The sequence below is a fragment of the Pseudoalteromonas sp. Scap03 genome, from assembly GCF_013393115.1.
In the GTDB taxonomy this organism is placed as follows: Bacteria; Pseudomonadota; Gammaproteobacteria; order Enterobacterales; family Alteromonadaceae; genus Pseudoalteromonas.
Map to the genome: position 1 here is coordinate 328,081 of NZ_VDEU01000002.1, position 16,208 is coordinate 344,288.

General features: G+C 39.2%; 18 protein-coding genes. 5 read left to right on the forward strand and 13 right to left on the reverse strand.

Annotated features, from left to right (window positions below; genetic code table 11):
- The first annotated feature begins 59 nt into the window (after positions 1-59).
- The 5 genes from FHG08_RS16805 (at position 60) to ilvN (ending at position 5,995) form a co-directional block, all read left to right on the forward strand.
- Positions 60-455, forward strand: coding sequence for a DUF3192 domain-containing protein (locus FHG08_RS16805; protein ID WP_138607982.1), 396 nt, complete (start codon positions 60-62; stop codon positions 453-455).
- Positions 455-2,137 (forward strand): hypothetical protein, encoded by a 1,683-nt coding sequence (locus FHG08_RS16810; protein ID WP_178957153.1) that lies wholly within the window; start codon positions 455-457, stop codon positions 2,135-2,137. Before FHG08_RS16805 ends, FHG08_RS16810 begins: the two co-directional genes overlap by 1 nt.
- Before the next feature lie 179 nt (positions 2,138-2,316).
- Complete coding sequence (locus FHG08_RS16815) at positions 2,317-3,324, forward strand: isocitrate dehydrogenase (RefSeq protein ID WP_138607979.1); 1,008 nt, start codon at positions 2,317-2,319, stop codon at positions 3,322-3,324.
- Between the two features lie 446 nt (positions 3,325-3,770).
- A complete protein-coding gene (locus FHG08_RS16820; protein WP_178957154.1) occupies positions 3,771-5,495 on the forward strand; it encodes an acetolactate synthase 3 large subunit in 1,725 nt (574 codons plus the stop codon).
- A complete protein-coding gene (ilvN, locus tag FHG08_RS16825) occupies positions 5,495-5,995 on the forward strand; it encodes an acetolactate synthase small subunit (RefSeq protein WP_076921825.1) in 501 nt (166 codons plus the stop codon). The genes FHG08_RS16820 and ilvN overlap by 1 nt, the downstream gene beginning before the upstream one ends.
- Positions 5,996-6,055: 60 nt before the next feature.
- On the opposite strand, the gene FHG08_RS16830 is transcribed toward ilvN, so the two are convergent.
- From FHG08_RS16830 to FHG08_RS16890, 13 genes are all read right to left on the reverse strand, one after another.
- Positions 6,056-6,331, reverse strand: coding sequence for an HU family DNA-binding protein (locus FHG08_RS16830; protein WP_008112559.1), 276 nt, complete (start codon positions 6,329-6,331; stop codon positions 6,056-6,058).
- A gap of 205 nt (positions 6,332-6,536) precedes the next feature.
- Positions 6,537-7,079: a DUF3833 domain-containing protein gene (locus FHG08_RS16835; RefSeq protein ID WP_178957155.1), complete on the reverse strand. Its 543-nt coding sequence runs from the start codon at positions 7,077-7,079 to the stop codon at positions 6,537-6,539.
- Position 7,080: 1 nt separating this feature from the next.
- The gene (locus FHG08_RS16840; protein WP_178957156.1) at positions 7,081-7,569 is read right to left on the reverse strand and encodes a chalcone isomerase family protein; all 489 of its coding nucleotides are present in this window, start codon (positions 7,567-7,569) and stop codon (positions 7,081-7,083) included.
- Positions 7,570-7,592: 23 nt separating this feature from the next.
- Positions 7,593-8,093: a DUF2878 domain-containing protein gene (locus FHG08_RS16845; RefSeq protein WP_178957444.1), complete on the reverse strand. Its 501-nt coding sequence runs from the start codon at positions 8,091-8,093 to the stop codon at positions 7,593-7,595.
- Positions 8,071-9,333 (reverse strand): cyclopropane-fatty-acyl-phospholipid synthase family protein, encoded by a 1,263-nt coding sequence (locus tag FHG08_RS16850; protein ID WP_178957157.1) that lies wholly within the window; start codon positions 9,331-9,333, stop codon positions 8,071-8,073. The genes FHG08_RS16845 and FHG08_RS16850 overlap by 23 nt, the downstream gene beginning before the upstream one ends.
- Positions 9,334-9,383: 50 nt before the next feature.
- Positions 9,384-10,121, reverse strand: a complete 738-nt coding sequence (locus FHG08_RS16855) for a DUF1365 domain-containing protein (RefSeq protein ID WP_178957158.1) — start codon at positions 10,119-10,121, stop codon at positions 9,384-9,386.
- Positions 10,114-11,367, reverse strand: coding sequence for an NAD(P)/FAD-dependent oxidoreductase (locus FHG08_RS16860; protein ID WP_178957159.1), 1,254 nt, complete (start codon positions 11,365-11,367; stop codon positions 10,114-10,116). The genes FHG08_RS16855 and FHG08_RS16860 overlap by 8 nt, the downstream gene beginning before the upstream one ends.
- Positions 11,364-12,074 (reverse strand): SDR family NAD(P)-dependent oxidoreductase, encoded by a 711-nt coding sequence (locus tag FHG08_RS16865; RefSeq protein ID WP_075170210.1) that lies wholly within the window; start codon positions 12,072-12,074, stop codon positions 11,364-11,366. The genes FHG08_RS16860 and FHG08_RS16865 overlap by 4 nt, the downstream gene beginning before the upstream one ends.
- 2 nt (positions 12,075-12,076) lie before the next feature.
- Positions 12,077-12,505, reverse strand: coding sequence for a nuclear transport factor 2 family protein (locus FHG08_RS16870; RefSeq protein WP_109874949.1), 429 nt, complete (start codon positions 12,503-12,505; stop codon positions 12,077-12,079).
- A 1-nt stretch (position 12,506) separates the two neighbouring features.
- Complete coding sequence (gene phrB / locus FHG08_RS16875) at positions 12,507-13,901, reverse strand: deoxyribodipyrimidine photo-lyase (protein WP_178957160.1); 1,395 nt, start codon at positions 13,899-13,901, stop codon at positions 12,507-12,509.
- The gene (locus FHG08_RS16880) at positions 13,901-14,854 is read right to left on the reverse strand and encodes a DUF523 and DUF1722 domain-containing protein (RefSeq protein WP_036983978.1); all 954 of its coding nucleotides are present in this window, start codon (positions 14,852-14,854) and stop codon (positions 13,901-13,903) included. Before FHG08_RS16880 ends, phrB begins: the two co-directional genes overlap by 1 nt.
- 8 nt (positions 14,855-14,862) lie before the next feature.
- On the reverse strand, positions 14,863-15,528 hold the full coding sequence (locus FHG08_RS16885) for a ChrR family anti-sigma-E factor (RefSeq protein ID WP_054201632.1): 666 nt from the start codon (positions 15,526-15,528) through the stop codon (positions 14,863-14,865).
- Positions 15,521-16,144: a sigma-70 family RNA polymerase sigma factor gene (locus FHG08_RS16890; protein WP_138607956.1), complete on the reverse strand. Its 624-nt coding sequence runs from the start codon at positions 16,142-16,144 to the stop codon at positions 15,521-15,523. Before FHG08_RS16890 ends, FHG08_RS16885 begins: the two co-directional genes overlap by 8 nt.
- Between the last annotated feature and the right edge of the window lie 64 nt (positions 16,145-16,208).

A 16,208-nucleotide genomic window follows, 5' to 3' on the forward strand; every position in this document is an offset into this window, starting at 1 on the left:
ATAGCACTGCACTTTAGCAGTACGTATACTAGTAATAGGTGTTTTGATCTGGGTTGGCAATGTTTAAAAAGTTTTTTAGGTATTTAATATTAGGATTAGGTTTATATGCACTAATAGCCACGACGGTTATTATGTTTTATAAAGACGATCCACAAGCTATGATTTGGCAAGATAGAGAAGCTTTTAATAAACGCTATATAGAGAAATTGCGCTTGGAAGATACCTTTACGCTAAATAATGTGCTTGAATACTTAGGTAGTCCAGATTTAACCTATGCTAAACGTGATGGCGAGCAAGTATGGCAAGTAATTTTTTATCGCACCCAACATAAAACCTCTGACGGCATCACCACCATGGATGAATGTACTGGGTTGCTATTTAAAAATGGCCAACTAATAATGTGGGGCCCAAGTGCTTATGAAAAATACCTTGAGCATAATGACGGGAAAACTTAATGGAAGCTCCACTGTCGGGTAAACTAAAAAAACTACTCGAAAGCACACAATTGCTTTTAAGCTCCCATAACAACAAAAGTCAGTGGCATACCTTTTACCCTCTTGTGTGTAAACTATCAGAGCAATACGCAGCGTTATACAAACAAAACCCAGCGGCCTTACAAACTCAGTTAAATCTATATAAAACACAATATAGTTACGCAACCAATTTAGTCGTTAATCAGTGTGTATTAACCTGTGCTTTGTGTAGTAGCCAAAACTACGACAACGATTTAACCGAGCTTTATATTAGTGCTTCACTGGTTGAGCACCTTTGTGTTGCTAAGCAATTAAATAAGCTAGCTCAACAGCAAGCGTTTAACGAAGCCGATAAAAAAATATGGTCGTTACGCCATAAGCTTGCTGCCAAAGTACTATTAACGGCTAAGCAACCTGCACATAAAATTGCCCATATTTTGGCTAAACTCAGCAAATACAAACATGCATTATTAGATACACCTAAAATTATGCTTTACGATGGTGCTAGTGTGGTGGTTGCTTTAGCGAATATACTAGCGCTTAACGTTACTTGTAATACAAAGCAACAGCACATAAATTTTTATAAAGCGGTCGCTGATTTATATATAAGAACCCCTAACTCATTTGCACAAGCGTTATTAAAAGCGTTAGTCGCTCATATAGGACAATATATACCAGGCAGCCAAGTTGTTTATGCCGACCAAGCTATGGTTTATTTAGCCACTGATACACAAGGCCGACACATTATAGTTAATAACGCCAATACTAAAATGGCATGGTATCGTATTAAAGCGTCCTTAGTGGATGACTCAAAAGCATGGGAATGCAACGATAATCGCTTATTTTTTAAAGTATGGGACAGTGAACATCTTAATATCCCGCATAATAATCACTCTGCACAAACGCCTTTGTATCAGTTAGTAAAACAAATAAAAACGCAAAAAGAATACAGTTTTAAAGCTTTAAACACCTTACTTACTCCCTACCCTGATGTTGTAAGGTCAGTATGCTTAGCAGTAAAGCACTACAATAAAGAGCGATTAGCCGCTAAAGATTTAAGGCACAGCTTATCTATGGTGGGTTACGATAAAGCACCCGCTATTATTCAAGGGGTCGTGTTTGAACAATTAGTAAATAGCATTGCTCATCCTCTACATGCTTTTTTATACACCCGTATTAGCTGTTTAGTAAATATATTAGAGCTATTAGTTAAATATAATCCTAGCGTTCAAAGTGAGCGTATTAGCTTAAGCTTATATGCCTATTTATATTATGTACTGATACATTACAGCCCTGATGTTTCAAGAAAAATCACCATAGATCAAACACCGAATAAAGCTCTTGATACACCGTTTAGTACATTTTTTGGTATAAACAACATAGATGGTTCTCATTTAAACAGTGAGCTTAATGAATTACTTAGTGGCGACCCATGGGCATCGGCTTTATTAAAAGCTGAGCAACTCCCTAAAAAGCAGCTTGATGATGCTAGTCAATTATGGGCAGCATTGAAAGTTGTGGCGCAGCGTATATTAAAACCCAACCAGCCATTAACAGCGTGGCAACAACAAACATTGAATCAACAACTTCGTCGCCATGGCTGGCAAACTGAGGAAGATTTTAATCAATCACTGCTGCGCTTAGGGTTACATAATAGTATTTAGCTGACTTATTATCACTATAATTTAAAGTTATACCCTGTATTCATACTATAAACTGGCAAAATGAGTGATATATTGGTATAAATGCCGGCTTAAATTTAGCACCCCTGTCATATAAGTAGTCTAAACTCTGAAAGTGTTTATTATTTATATGTGTATCCAAATCTTTAAAGGAAAAGTTCATGGCCAAACAAACCATAACAGTGATCAAAGGCGACGGCATCGGCCCAAGCATTATCGACTCAGCACTTGAAATACTAAAAGCCGCAGGATGCGATTTTGATTATGAATTTGTTGACGCTGGCCTAGCTGCGCTTGAAAAAACAGGCGAGTTGCTTCCACAAGAAACAATTGACACAATTGCTAAAAATAAAATTACCTTAAAAGGTCCACTAACCACGCCTGTGGGCGAAGGTTTTACATCAATCAACGTAACACTTCGTAAGCAATTTGGTTTATACGCTAATGTACGCCCGGTTAAATCGTTTGCCGGTACTAAAGCACGTTACGACGATATTGATATCATCACTATTCGTGAAAACACACAAGGCATGTATTCAGGTGCAGGCCAAGTTGTATCAGAAGATGGGACTGAAGCTGAAGCAAAATCAGTGATCACTCGCGAAGGCGCAGAAAAAATTGTTACATTCGCATACGAACTTGCTGTGCGTGAAGGCCGTAAAAAAGTGACCGCTGTACATAAAGCAAATATTTTAAAATCAACCTCTGGGTTATTCTTAAAAGTAGCGCGTGAAGTAGCTGAGCGTTACCCAGAAATTGAATCAACTGAAATGATTGTTGATGCAACATGTATGAAGCTTGTAATGACCCCTGAAGAGTTTGACGTTGTCGTTACAACTAACTTATTCGGCGATATCTTATCTGACTTATGTGCGGGCTTAGTTGGCGGTTTAGGCATGGCGCCTGGTGCAAACATTGGCGAAGATGCTGCTATTTTTGAAGCTGTTCACGGTAGTGCGCCGGATATTGCTGGTAAAAACCTTGCGAACCCAACGTCAGTAATTTTAGCCTCTATTCAAATGCTAGAGCATTTAAACATGGGCGATACAGCTGAGCGTATTCGTAGTGCTGTTGCTGATGTAATTAAATCAGGCGACCGTACTACTCGTGATCTAGGCGGCAGCCACGGCACTACTGATTTCACACAATCAGTAATTGACCGTCTGTAATTAATACTGTTAGATTAATAAGCCAGCATTAGCTGGCTTTTTTTATGTCTAAGAAATACCGTATTTATGCGTTTTTAACCACCTTCCTCAAGCCCAGCCACAACATAAAACTGCATAATATCTGCTAATAAGTAAGAAAAACTCACTAAAAATAGACGAATAGATTAAAATGAATTAAAAAATGAAATTTTAATCTAAAAATGCAGTTTTTGGTTGACATAAGTACTCAAAAGCCTTAAAAATAACCACATACAAAAATTGTAATTTAAACAGTATTTTATTTTAAGAGCAAAACATCATGAATACACAATTTCGCCTTTTAGTCTTACTCGTACTGGTCTTAGTGATAAGCCCAGCGGGGATGTATTAAAAGGTGAAAAATGCTTTTTAAAACCCTCGCACTACGCGAGGGTTTTTTTTTGCATATAATCAACAGAGGAATGAGGATGAGTAGACAAGAATATAATGGCTCTGAATTGGTTGTTAAGTCATTAAAAGAGCTAAAGGTAAAGTATATATTTGGTTACCCCGGTGGCTCAGTATTAGATTTATACGACGCACTTTTTCAGCAAGATGATATTGAGCACATTTTAGTACGCCATGAACAAGCGGCTACACACATGGCCGATGGCTACGCAAGAGCAACCGGTGAAGTGGGTGTTGTACTTGCTACATCCGGACCTGGTGCAACAAACTGTGTAACAGGCATAGCAACTGCGTATATGGATTCAATTCCTATGGTGGTATTATCAGGTCAAGTGCCAACAAATCTTATTGGCGATGACGCGTTTCAAGAAACCGATATTGTTGGTTGCTCTCGCCCTATTGTAAAGCATAGCTTTAATTGTAGAAGCGCGAGTGAAATTCCTAATATACTTGCCAAAGCTTTTTATATTGCCAGCACAGGACGCCCTGGTCCTGTTGTAGTAGAGCTTCCTAAAGACATGCTTAACCCAGAACTAACTTTTGCTTACAACTTTCCAGCGGCAACTGAGCTCAGAACCTATAATCCAAATACAAAGGGTCATTCTAAACAAATTCGAAAAGCTGTTACTGCTATTTTAGAAGCGAAGAAACTGGTTATCTACTCGGGTGGCGGTATTGTGCTTTCAAACACCTCAGAGCAACTAACTCATTTAGTCGAGTCACTTAACGCCCCTATTACCAACACGCTTATGGGACTAGGTGGCATATCGGGCATTCACCCTAACTTTATTGGTATGTTAGGTATGCACGGTACATTAGAAGCAAATAAAGCCATGGCCAATGCCGATGTTATTTTGGCGCTTGGCGCACGATTCGATGATCGGGTTACTAATAACGTTCAAAAATTCTGTCCTAATGCCACTATTGTACATGTAGATGTTGATCCAACCTCTATTTCTAAAACTATTAAATCTCATATTCCTGTTGTTGGCTGTTTGGCGACGGTACTTGAGCAATTACAAACTGCCATAGATAACAGTCCAATTAAAATTGATCGCAGTGCACAAGAAGATTGGTGGCGACAAGTGATCAGCTGGCGTGAACAAAAATGCCTTAGTTACAATAATGATGGTGACAAAATTAAACCTCAAGCAGTTATCGAGGCAATATATGAAGCCACTAACGGAGATGCTTATGTTAGCTCTGATGTTGGCCAACACCAAATGTTTGCGGCGCAGTATTACCCATTTAAACACCCTCGTCAGTGGATCAATTCAGGTGGCCTAGGGACTATGGGTTTTGGATTACCTGCGGCAATGGGCGTTAAACTGGCTTTTCCTGAAAAAGAGTCTTTATGTGTAACTGGCGACGGCTCTATTCAAATGAACATCCAAGAGCTATCAACCTGTTTACAGTATAACTTAGCAGTAAAGGTGATCTCCTTAAATAACCGCTCACTGGGTATGGTCAGACAATGGCAAGACATGATTTATGGTGGCAGACACTCTTCATCGTATATGGAGTCTTTACCTGATTTTGTAAAGCTTGTTGAAAGCTATGGCCATGTAGGGATCAGGGTAAACACCCTTGATGAATTACAACCTGCGATAGACAAAGCAATGTCGATCACTGATAGATTAGTATTTTTAGATATTTTAGTAGACGAAAAAGAACATGTTTACCCGATGCAAATTAAGCATGGTGGCATAGACGAGATGTGGTTAAGAAAAGGAGTGAAAGCATAATGCGTCGTATATTATCTATATTATTAGAGAATGAACCCGGTGCGTTATCACGTATAGTGGGGCTTTTTTCTCAACGAGCATACAATATTGATAGCTTAACGGTGGGCACTACAGATGATGAGTCTCTTTCTCGTATTACGGTAACCACTAAAGGCGATGACAGAATTGTTGAGCAAATAACGAAGCAAGTAAACAAACTGGTCGATGTACTTAAAGTTATTGATTTAACTGAAATGAGTCACATAGAGCGCGAACTTCTGTTAGTAAAAGTCTTTGCCAAAGATGAAGCGACTCGTGCGGCAGTTACCCGCGTTGTTGATGTATTTCAGGGGGCTATTTTAGATATGGGCCGCCAAAGTTACAGCCTTCAATTAGTAAGCAGCACCGATAAAATAGAATCGTTTTTGGATACCTTACGCCACGAAACCGACATTATAGAAGTAGTTCGCTCAGGTGCGGTCGGCATTGGGCGGGGAGATAAAGCACTTAAAGCTAAATAAGCGTTAAATTTAGTACAAAAAAAGGGCTAAATAGCCCTTTTTTTATTCATAAATCCCAAATTATAGATTTACTTGGTCTTTAAGACCTTTACCTGGTTTAAAGCTTGGAATAGTCGCTGCTGAAATTTGGATTTCTGCACCCGTTTGTGGGTTACGACCCGTGCGTGCAGCACGTTCTTTAACTGAAAAAGTACCAAAACCAACTAATGCAACAGAGTTGCCTTCTTTTAATGAAGAAGTTACAGCGCCTGTGAATGCGTCAAGTGCACGTGTAGCGGCTGCTTTAGAGATTTCTGCGTCAGTAGAGATTTTTTCAACTAGTTGAGCTTTGTTCATTATTAGATTCCTATTCGTTATTATTTTGCCTTCGCAAATCCTATCTTTATGCATTTTCGAAGAGTTAGCAACAGCAAATTACGTTTTTTATCTAAAATACTAAAAAATTAGTAAAAATAAATAAATTAGCTGTAAAATACAGAGAGTTGGGTTAACAAAAGCTTAATTTAGGCACACTATTAGTGCAGTTTTGCACTTTAATGGCTCACTGTACCTTTTCTATCACTAATGTTACTTCGCCGACTTCAACACCAAACTTGACGATAGAAGTGCGATTTATTAAACGCGTACTTGTTACTAGGTACATCCAATCGTCAAAGTTTACTTCCAATGTGCTGCCATCGTAAGGGATCTCGACATTGTAATTCCAGTGAAACACACTGCCGTCACTCTCACCGGTAGCTATTCCTAAAACATCAGAGGCTGTTCCTGTTAATGTGTTATCGTCGTTTAAGGTAATTTTCCAGATGCGTTTTTGTGTCTCACCATCATCGTAAATAAAGTCTTCTTCAATAGTGCCCTGATTACCGTTCCAAGTAGCCTTTAAGTCAACAACAAGCTTGCGGGTTAATTCACCTTTAAAGTCTTGTACAACGCCATAGGCTTTTAAATCGCCACTGAAAAAAGCCTTAAAATCGAAATTTGGCTCAGAACCCTTATAATGTTCAACACTTGGGGCTGAACAGCTGACAATAAAAAAACTAACTGCCAATACCATGGCGACTTTAACGCGTTTTAGGTTAATCATATTAAATCCCTAGTAGTTGATTTCTAATTGTTGGTTCTGACGTGTTTTCACTTAACCAGATAGCTAAGAAATCCTCAGCAAATGTGGCATCGTTAATACGACCTATTTGGTTCTCATTGTGAAAAAAAGTACTGTACCCTTGCTGATCAGTCAGTAGAGTTAACGATTCACCTTTTTTAATATTTGGCCATATGGATAGTAACTTATCTGCATAGCGCTCTGAAAGTTGGGGTTTACCTAAGTGCTGCCACTGTTCATTAGTCGCTTTCACAATGTCTTTAGCGTCAAAGTCACGCAAATAAGTTAAGGTAAATTTAACAGGAGCTTGCTTTGCTGTGTAAGTGCCAGAAGGTGTGTAAAGCGTTGCATCATAAACATCCCAAAACAGGTATTCCATGCGTGCTTCACCCACCTTGTTAAACTGAGTATCGGCATTAGCTACAGGGCTAAATAAAACATAAACCATGAGTAAATTTAGAAGCGTTTTCATCCTTATCTCCAAGCAGTATTGTGTTATTGCTTAACAAACGCACCAATTTTACCGTTTATAAATAAAATAAGGGTAAACGTTGCAGCCCATAAAGCACCGTAAAGTGGCCAAAATTGCCACAGTGGCATTCCTAACTCTAGTACCTCAAATCGTGAGCCGGCCCAATAACTGCCTGGCGCGAATAACAAACACACACAAAATGCTTGCCACAGTTTAAGCTTAGTTAGAAACGACATTGAAGTGTTAATACACAGCACTAGTGCAATCCATAAAAACACCAGCCAAAATGGGAACGGTTGAACTTTAAATTCAAATAACCCTAGCTGAACCGCAATAAATTCACACAATAGAGCCAATGGCAGGGCTTTTAAAACCAGTAAAGCGTCTTGTTTTTTTTGTGCTGATAAGTAAAACATCAACGCTATGACTACAGCAGAAAAAACTAATGAGCCCTGTTCAAGTAGCAGGCACATAAACCACACCACTTGAAACAGCACAAAATTAATAAGCGAGTGCAATCTCATCATTACTACTCGTGAAGCGGGGTTTGCGTGCCATTAAATGCACGGTACTAGTTGCTCGGGTTCTGAATGCCCCCTCACAATAGGCAAGGTAAAATAGCCATAAGCGATAGAAACGGTCATCAAACTTATTACTATCAAGCTTTGGCCAGCTGGCAATAAAACGCTCACGCCAATCTGCAAGAGTGCGGGCATAGTGAGCACCAATATCATTGATAGTGTGTATATTCATATCGGTGTTATTTTTAATTTGTTCACTCATTTCATTAAGCGAAGGCAAACACCCACCAGGGAAGATATACTGTTGTATAAAGTCTGAATTTTTTAAGTAATGTTGATAACGCTGATCGCTAATCGTAATTGCTTGAATAAGCATAGCACCGTTATCCTTCAATAACTCACCGCACTTAGTGAAGAAGCTGGGTAAGTATTCATGCCCAACGGCTTCTATCATCTCAATTGAGACTAACTTATCGTATTTGCCAGCCAATAAGCGATAGTCTTGCTTGAGCAATGTGATTTTGCTTTCAAGCCCAAGCTCTTTAACCTTGTTAGCAACATAGTCGTGTTGTTCGTCAGAAATAGTTGTGGTCGTTACATGACAGTCGTAATGAGTTGCAGCATAAATTGCAAACGCCCCCCACCCTGTACCAATTTCAATAACCGTATCACCTTTTTGAAGCTCAACCTGTTCGCATATACGTTGTAGTTTGTATTGCTGGGCTTGCTCTAAGGTAGCATCTTTAGTTGGATATACTGCACTCGAATAAAGCATTTCTTTGCTTAAAAAAGACTCGTATAAATCATTTCCTAAGTCATAGTGAGCAACAATATTCTTTTTTGAACCGGCGTGTGAGTTTTTGTTTTTTATGTGATTTATACGGTGAGCGATATTGCTAAAAAACGCGAATTTCTTTTCAAATGCATCTAATTGATCTTGGTTAATCGCAAAAATTTCGATTAGGCGAGTTAAATTGTCACATTGCCACTGCCCTAAAATGTAAGACTCGCCCGCCCCCACACTTCCAGAAAGAGCAAACGCTTTGTACATGGCATTATCGTTAACGGTTACCGTTACTTTTAGCTCTGAAGACACATCCCCAAATACAGACTGTTGATTGTTCTCAACTAGCACTATCTGACCCGTTTCAATTGACGAGAACGCTTTAAACACTAACTTTTTATAAAAATTAGTAAACCAACTAGTGCGTTCCTGAACGCGTAAGCTCGATACCTTTTCCATATACTTACCTATATTATTGTTATTACTTGTAAAACAACATAAATTAAATTTTAAAGTTTGCCTGAGTGACCTAAAAATGGGACTTTTTTAACAAACAACTTAAATGCCTGATAGTAAATACCTCTGAAAATAGACCATGTCATCGCAGGAAAGCGCTTCAACAGCTTGCTCATTTGTTTATTGCACAAGGGTTGGCGCTGTAACCTTAATGAAGCATCAAAAAGTAGTTCTTCATCGCGCTTATTTTCTATACGTATCAGTATATTGTCTTTCTTTTGTCGCACAGTCCAATGATAGTTCATATCCAAATTCATAAAAGGTGATACGGAAAATACTTTCTTAAAGTTCACTTTTTTTTGTAATGGAACCAAGTAGTAATGTCGCTCATTCCATGGAGTATTACTCACCTCAGCCACCATGTAACTAAATTCATTATCTTGATGACCAAAAAAATAAAAGTTAACTGGACTAAAATAAATGCCCAAACAGCGTAATTGTCCTAGCAGGTATACATGACTAAATTTTTCATCTACGCCCAGCTGGGATAGCTGCGCATGAGCACGCTCTATAATGGGCTGATGTTGACTATCGGGTAACCCCTTTAAATAATCAGATTGCTCAAACTTTAATGCTTTAAAACCTGAAGTCCCAAGCTGCTTATGGACGCCATTGAGCGAGTCAGTATTATTTAAATCAACCCACAGCATATAAAGTGGGTAATTAAACGCATGGTGTTTTACAGCAAAACGGCGATGCTTTACATCGCCTAAATACACTGCATTAGTCAAACTCTACTCCAAGTTGTTTTGCAACATCGACGGCACTGCGCACACCATCCTCATGAAAGCCGTTATACCAATAAGCCCCACAAAAATAAGTATTGTTTTGACCGTCAACCGTATTTTTCAGCTGTTGAGCAGCAATAGATTGTTGATTGAACACAGGATGGTGATAAGTAAACTCACGTAAAATCTTGCTTTGATTGATCCCTTCTAAGTGATTTAAAGTGACACAAAACTGGGTATCAGACTCTATCCCTTGCAGTATATTCATTTGATAAGTAACAACAGCGGCTTTGTCGGTATTATTATTTAGTAAATAATTCCAGCTCGCCCACGCTGCTTTCCTATCTGGTAATAATGATACATCAGTATGCAGTACCACCGAGTTTTCAGTGTATGGGATAGCGCCCAACACCTTATTTTCTTGCTCGCAGGCATCACCGAGTAACGCTAACGCTTGATCTGAGTGACACGCAAAAATAACTTTATCAAACAGGGCTTGCTGACCATCAGCAAATGTAATGGTGGCTCCCTGCTCGTCTCTGGTTACCGATTTAATGTCAGTGTTTAACTGTATTTTATCAGCAAAACCAGCAATCAACGGTTTAATGTATTCACGAGAGCCACCCGGAATAACATACCATTGCGGCCTATTGGTAATGTCTAATAAACCATGGTTAAAAAAGAATTTTACAAAAAACTCTACGCCCACGTCTTCCATTTCTTTAATGCTTGTCGACCAAATAGCCGCACCCATTGGCAAAATGTAGTGGTATTTAAAGAAGTCATTAAAGCGATGTTGTTGAAGCAACTCACCAAGTGATTGCTCAGTGTATTGGCCTTTTTCATACAAAGCCTTGCACAGTTTATTAAAGCGCACGATATCGTACAATAGACGCCAAAACTTAGGTCTCACTATGTTTCTGCGCTGAGCAAACAAACTAGTGAATGTATGCCCATTGTACTCAAAACCTGTGGCTTCATTATGAACGCTAAAGCTCATTTGGGTCGGTTTACGTTTTACACCAATACGTTCAAGCAGCTTTTCAAAGTAAGGGTATGTTCTATCGTTAAATACGATAAAACCGGTATCAACTGCGTAGTTAATACCGCTGTGATTTACATCAACCGTGGCAGTATGGCCACCAATATAATCGTTCTTTTCAAATAGTGTGACATCATAATGCTTGTGCAATAGGTGTCCGCAAGTTAAACCTGATACACCAGTCCCAATTATTGCTATTTTTTTCAACGGGTTAATCCTTTTGCAATTTTAAGCCAAAGCGAAAGTGGCAATATTCGCAGTGCTTTTAATATAAGTGTGAAACGATACGGAAAATGGACTTCTTTACGACGTTTTTTTACGCCTTTGATTATATAGTCAGCCGCTTTTTCAGCACTAACAGCCATAGGCATAGGGAAATCATTTTTGTCTGTAAGCGGTGTTTTTACAAAACCAGGATGGACTAGTGTTACATCAACGTCGTTTAAATCAACCGCAAGGGTTTTAGCTAAATAGCTTACACCCGCTTTTGATGCGCCATACGCTTCTGAACGCGGTAATGGTAAATAAGTAACACTCGAACTAACCATCACTAATTGGCCGCCTGATGTTATTTTGGGTAAAAGTGCTTCTAAGCAATACCCCATAGAAAGTAAGTTAACATTAATAACACGCTCAAAGAGGGCGCTATCAAAATTGCGTGCATCATCAACATACTCGCAATTACCGGCGTTAAGAATAACGCGGTCAAATTGCGGGTAGCCGAGAGTGGCAGCTTTTATATCTTGCAAGTTGGTTGCATCAAACTGGCAGGTTTCTATGTTGTTATGCTTGGCAAGTTCAGCGAGCTTTTGCGTATTTCGTCCACACGCAATGACTGTGTCACCTTGCTCTGCATACTTTATCGCGAGTTGTTCACCTATGCCTGATGTTGCACCTGTAATAAGCGTAATCATAATTAACCAGCCCTTTTATCAATAAAATTAATAATGTTGCCCAGTAATGGAATATGCTTATACAAAAGCTCTCCAGCATTAAAGTAATCGCGGTGTTTAATAATTTTCGCACCTTCAAATACTAGTTTACTGTGCCCTTGCACTGAAATTGTATTGCCCGCGTTAAGTTTTGGGTGAGAATAATGCATTGTCCAGTATACAAATGCATTATTATCACTGGTAAATGAGTCGGTTATGTCAAATCGACAATACTTAACATTACTATATAAACCACAAAAATAACGTCTTAGATCTTCAAGACCATTAATTTCGTGCAGCGGATCTATAAAGTGAATGTTTTGAGCGTAAATTTCAGTTAATAACTCCAGGTTATTTTTATCAAGCTTTTGATATATTTCTACAAATTTATCGACTGATAATTGGTTATCCATATCACACCTTAAATGCAGCTAAAGCCCTCGCTCGTGCCGCTTTATGATCAACTATTGCTGGCCAGTAACAGTGTTCACTTTGTCCCGTTGCTGCTAAGTAAGTATGTGGGAAATGAATGTGTTTATCTGGCACTTTTTGTAATTCAGGCAGATATTTACGAATAAAATCACCATTTGGATCAAAGCGTTCACTTTGGGTGATGGGATTGAATACTCTAAAGTAGGGTTGAGCATCACAGCCGGTACTTGCAGCCCATTGCCAGCCGCCATTATTTGAGGCTAAATCGCCATCAATCAGATGCTGCATAAAAAACTGCTCGCCTTTGCGCCAATCAATCAGTAGGTGCTTAGTTAAAAAACTCGCAACCACCATTCTTAAACGATTATGCATCCAGCCTGTTTGCAATAGCTGTTGCATGGCGGCATCAACAAGTGGATAGCCTGTACGGCCTTCGCACCATTGCTTAAACTCAGCGTCACTGTCACGCCAACTCACACTATCGTACTTTTCGTTAAAATTGGCACCGCGTGAAAGTTTTGGGAATTCAGCAATTAGATGTTTGTAAAATTCACGCCAGATCAGTTCGTTAACCCAGGTAAACGTTTTACTTTTTGAGGTGGTCAGTATATCGGGGTAATGTTGTTGTATATTAACCATTAATTGTTTACTACTAACAACCCCTAGTGCTAAATAGGGGCTTAAGCCCGATGTTCCTTTTACACTGGGTATGTCTCGTACGTCATCATAGCTTGCTAATTTATCGTGAATAAAATTATCGACTACGGTTGATAAAGTATCATCGTCAACAGGCCATTTTATTGAGCTTTCATCACCACTTAGTAACTCACACTGTTCGATTTCTATCGGCTCTTCAGATAACGGCCACGGTAATAAACTAAAGTGTGTATCTTGATACTGCTTTAACCATGCGCGTTTAAACGGTGTAAATACTTTATACATTTCATTATTTTGAGTGCGTACACTACCTACGGGAGCAATGATATCACCCTCGTATAAAGTAAATGTTATTTGCTGTTGGTCGCACTGTGCCTGAATCGCTTTGTCTCTATTAAATTCATTTAGCTCATACTCAGTGTTGGCTATTATGTGTTTAATATCGTGTTGCTGACAAAAATCGAGAAGTTTAGTTTGGCAATCGGCAAAAAAAGGGGCGTCTATTACATGCAAATTTACGCCATATTTGGCAAGTTCTTCGCGAATATAACTCACTCTGCGTTTTAGTAAGTCAATTTGAATAGCAGCAGTATTATGCTGTGCCCATTGTTTTTCGCACACAAAAAAAATGGCGTGTTTAGCACCATTATTTAGCGCTTCAATAAGCGCCTCGTTAGAAAAAAGGCGCAAATCGCGCCTAAACCAAAATAGTGTATTCATTACAAACCGTAACGTAGCTTAAGTTCATTAGGATAAGGGTTAAAGTAAATTTGCTTACTTAAATACTCATTCGGGTGAACCTTTAAATGATGTTTAAGCAATGTTAGTGGTACATAAAGCGGCACCAACCCTTGGCGATACTCATCAATTGCATCTCGCATTTCTTCCTTTTCGATTTTTGATAAATCTTTTTTGAAGTATCCCTGTAAATGCATTAGCGTATTTGAATTATTTTTTCTTGAAGCAGGACGTTTAAGCGCTGTCATTAAGCCCAGAATATACTCATCGGCCAGAGCGTTAACATCGTCCCCAACGAACGTTCCGAGTAGATTGCCTAAATCACGATACGCTTGATAATTATGAGCCATTAACAAATATTTGTATTGAGCATGGAACTGGGTCAAACGATGCACAGTAACGGGCTCTTTCACTAACTGTTGCCAGTTATGTAATGTATAAACACGCATTACAAAGTTCTCGCGCAAATGAACATCGTTTAAACGTCCATTTTCTTCGCAAGGTAGTAAGGGATTATGTTTCATAATTTGTTCAGCAAAGAAACCAACGCCTTCAGAAGTGTTACCGGTTCCTGCTTCATTGTAGATTTTTACCCGCTCCATGCCACAGCTTGGGCTCTTAGCACAAAAAACGAATCCACTTAGATGCCCTGCTTGTTCTGTAGCTATTTTCTTACCGTATTCTGTGAGCTGTGGGCCAACATCTCCCGTGCCATCCGGACGACACACTTTGATAGTATCGCCTGTTTTTACTTGACGAATGGTTGGACGAGGTATTGGTAATCCTACCGCAACCTCAGGGCAATACATTTTATATTCAACATGCTTGGCCAGCTCTTCCATACAAAAATTTGATTTTTTATGGCCACTGTCAAATCTTACCTTTTCGCCTGCCAAGCAGGCGCTAATACCTATTTTTATTGTATCTGTTTGCATAGATTCTCTTAATAAATCAAGCCACCAATTGGATTAAGTAACTTGCTAAGTCCTTTATTGAAATGTAGCGCACTACTAACAACAGTAAAGCACAAACATCCCTCTTTTGTTAGGGGGGTGTGTTGATGACGGCCATCTTGCCAAATAAAGTCACCAGGAACATAACTGCCCTCTTCGTCTGTAAATTCACCATCAAGCAGTAAAGTAACCTCAAAACCGGTATGTGTGTGCTCCGGAATTTCTCCACCAGCATCTATATGTAACAAGCTTGAACGTAAATGGCCATCATCAAGGGCAATTCGAGAACGCGCAAGCTTACCTACTTGGGTAAATTTACCATGCGAGATCCGTGTTAAAGCTCTCGGCAAGCTGTAATTATGCTCATTAACATTAATACTAACTGGTTCAACAGAATATACTTCATCAATCGAGTCATCGGCAGTGATCATATCAAGTAAACTTGATTCAATTACATCATCGGCTTGCTCATCAGTTGCCACATCCATATTGTCACTAAAAACTGCTCGCGCATTAGCCGCTTCAAGTTTTTCAACTTTAGCTTGGCACACTGGGCACATATCAACATGTATTGATACGGCAAGGCTAAGCGATGCTGGAAGTGTTGCTGCACAGTATTGTGTCAGTAGTGTTTCACTCGGGTGATGTTTAATCATGCTGATCTCCCATTTCATTACGTAATTTCTGCAAGGCTAAACGTAATCGTGATTTTACCGTGCCTACTGGAATGTTTAATTGTTGAGCTAACTGCTCTTGCGACATATCTTGAAAATAAACGCCGCGCACCACTTCTCTTTGCGCTTGAGGCAGTTTATCTAAATAACGTTTAATTTGTTGGTCTTCAAGGTGGTCGCTGTATTCATGATCTGTATCTTCAGATTCATTCAATAACGGCCAAATGTCTTCGCTAATATTTTCTTCTTTGTTACTTTTCATTTTACGAAGCATGTCAAAAGAGGCGTTACGCATTACGGTATAGACCCAAGTAGTAGCTGCACCCTTTTCACTATTGTATAAGTGGGCTTTACGCCATACGGAAGTGAGGGTTTCTTGAACTAATTCCATTGCTTGGGCTTCAACACCAAACTGCTTTATGCCGAAGCGCTTAATCTTAGGTGCAAAATATTCAAACAAGTACGCGAAAGATTTTTTATCGCGAGATTGAGCTACATTAACTAATGCTTCCCTGAGTTCCGTACTTGGTGTTTCTGGCATGGCAGTGTACTTACCTGTGTTAGGTTCACAACTTAGTGATTGTTGTTGACTTACCATAGTAAAATGTCCCGTTATTGCTTTAGTGAATACCATTACGAGCAATGGTTACAAGCGGATCATA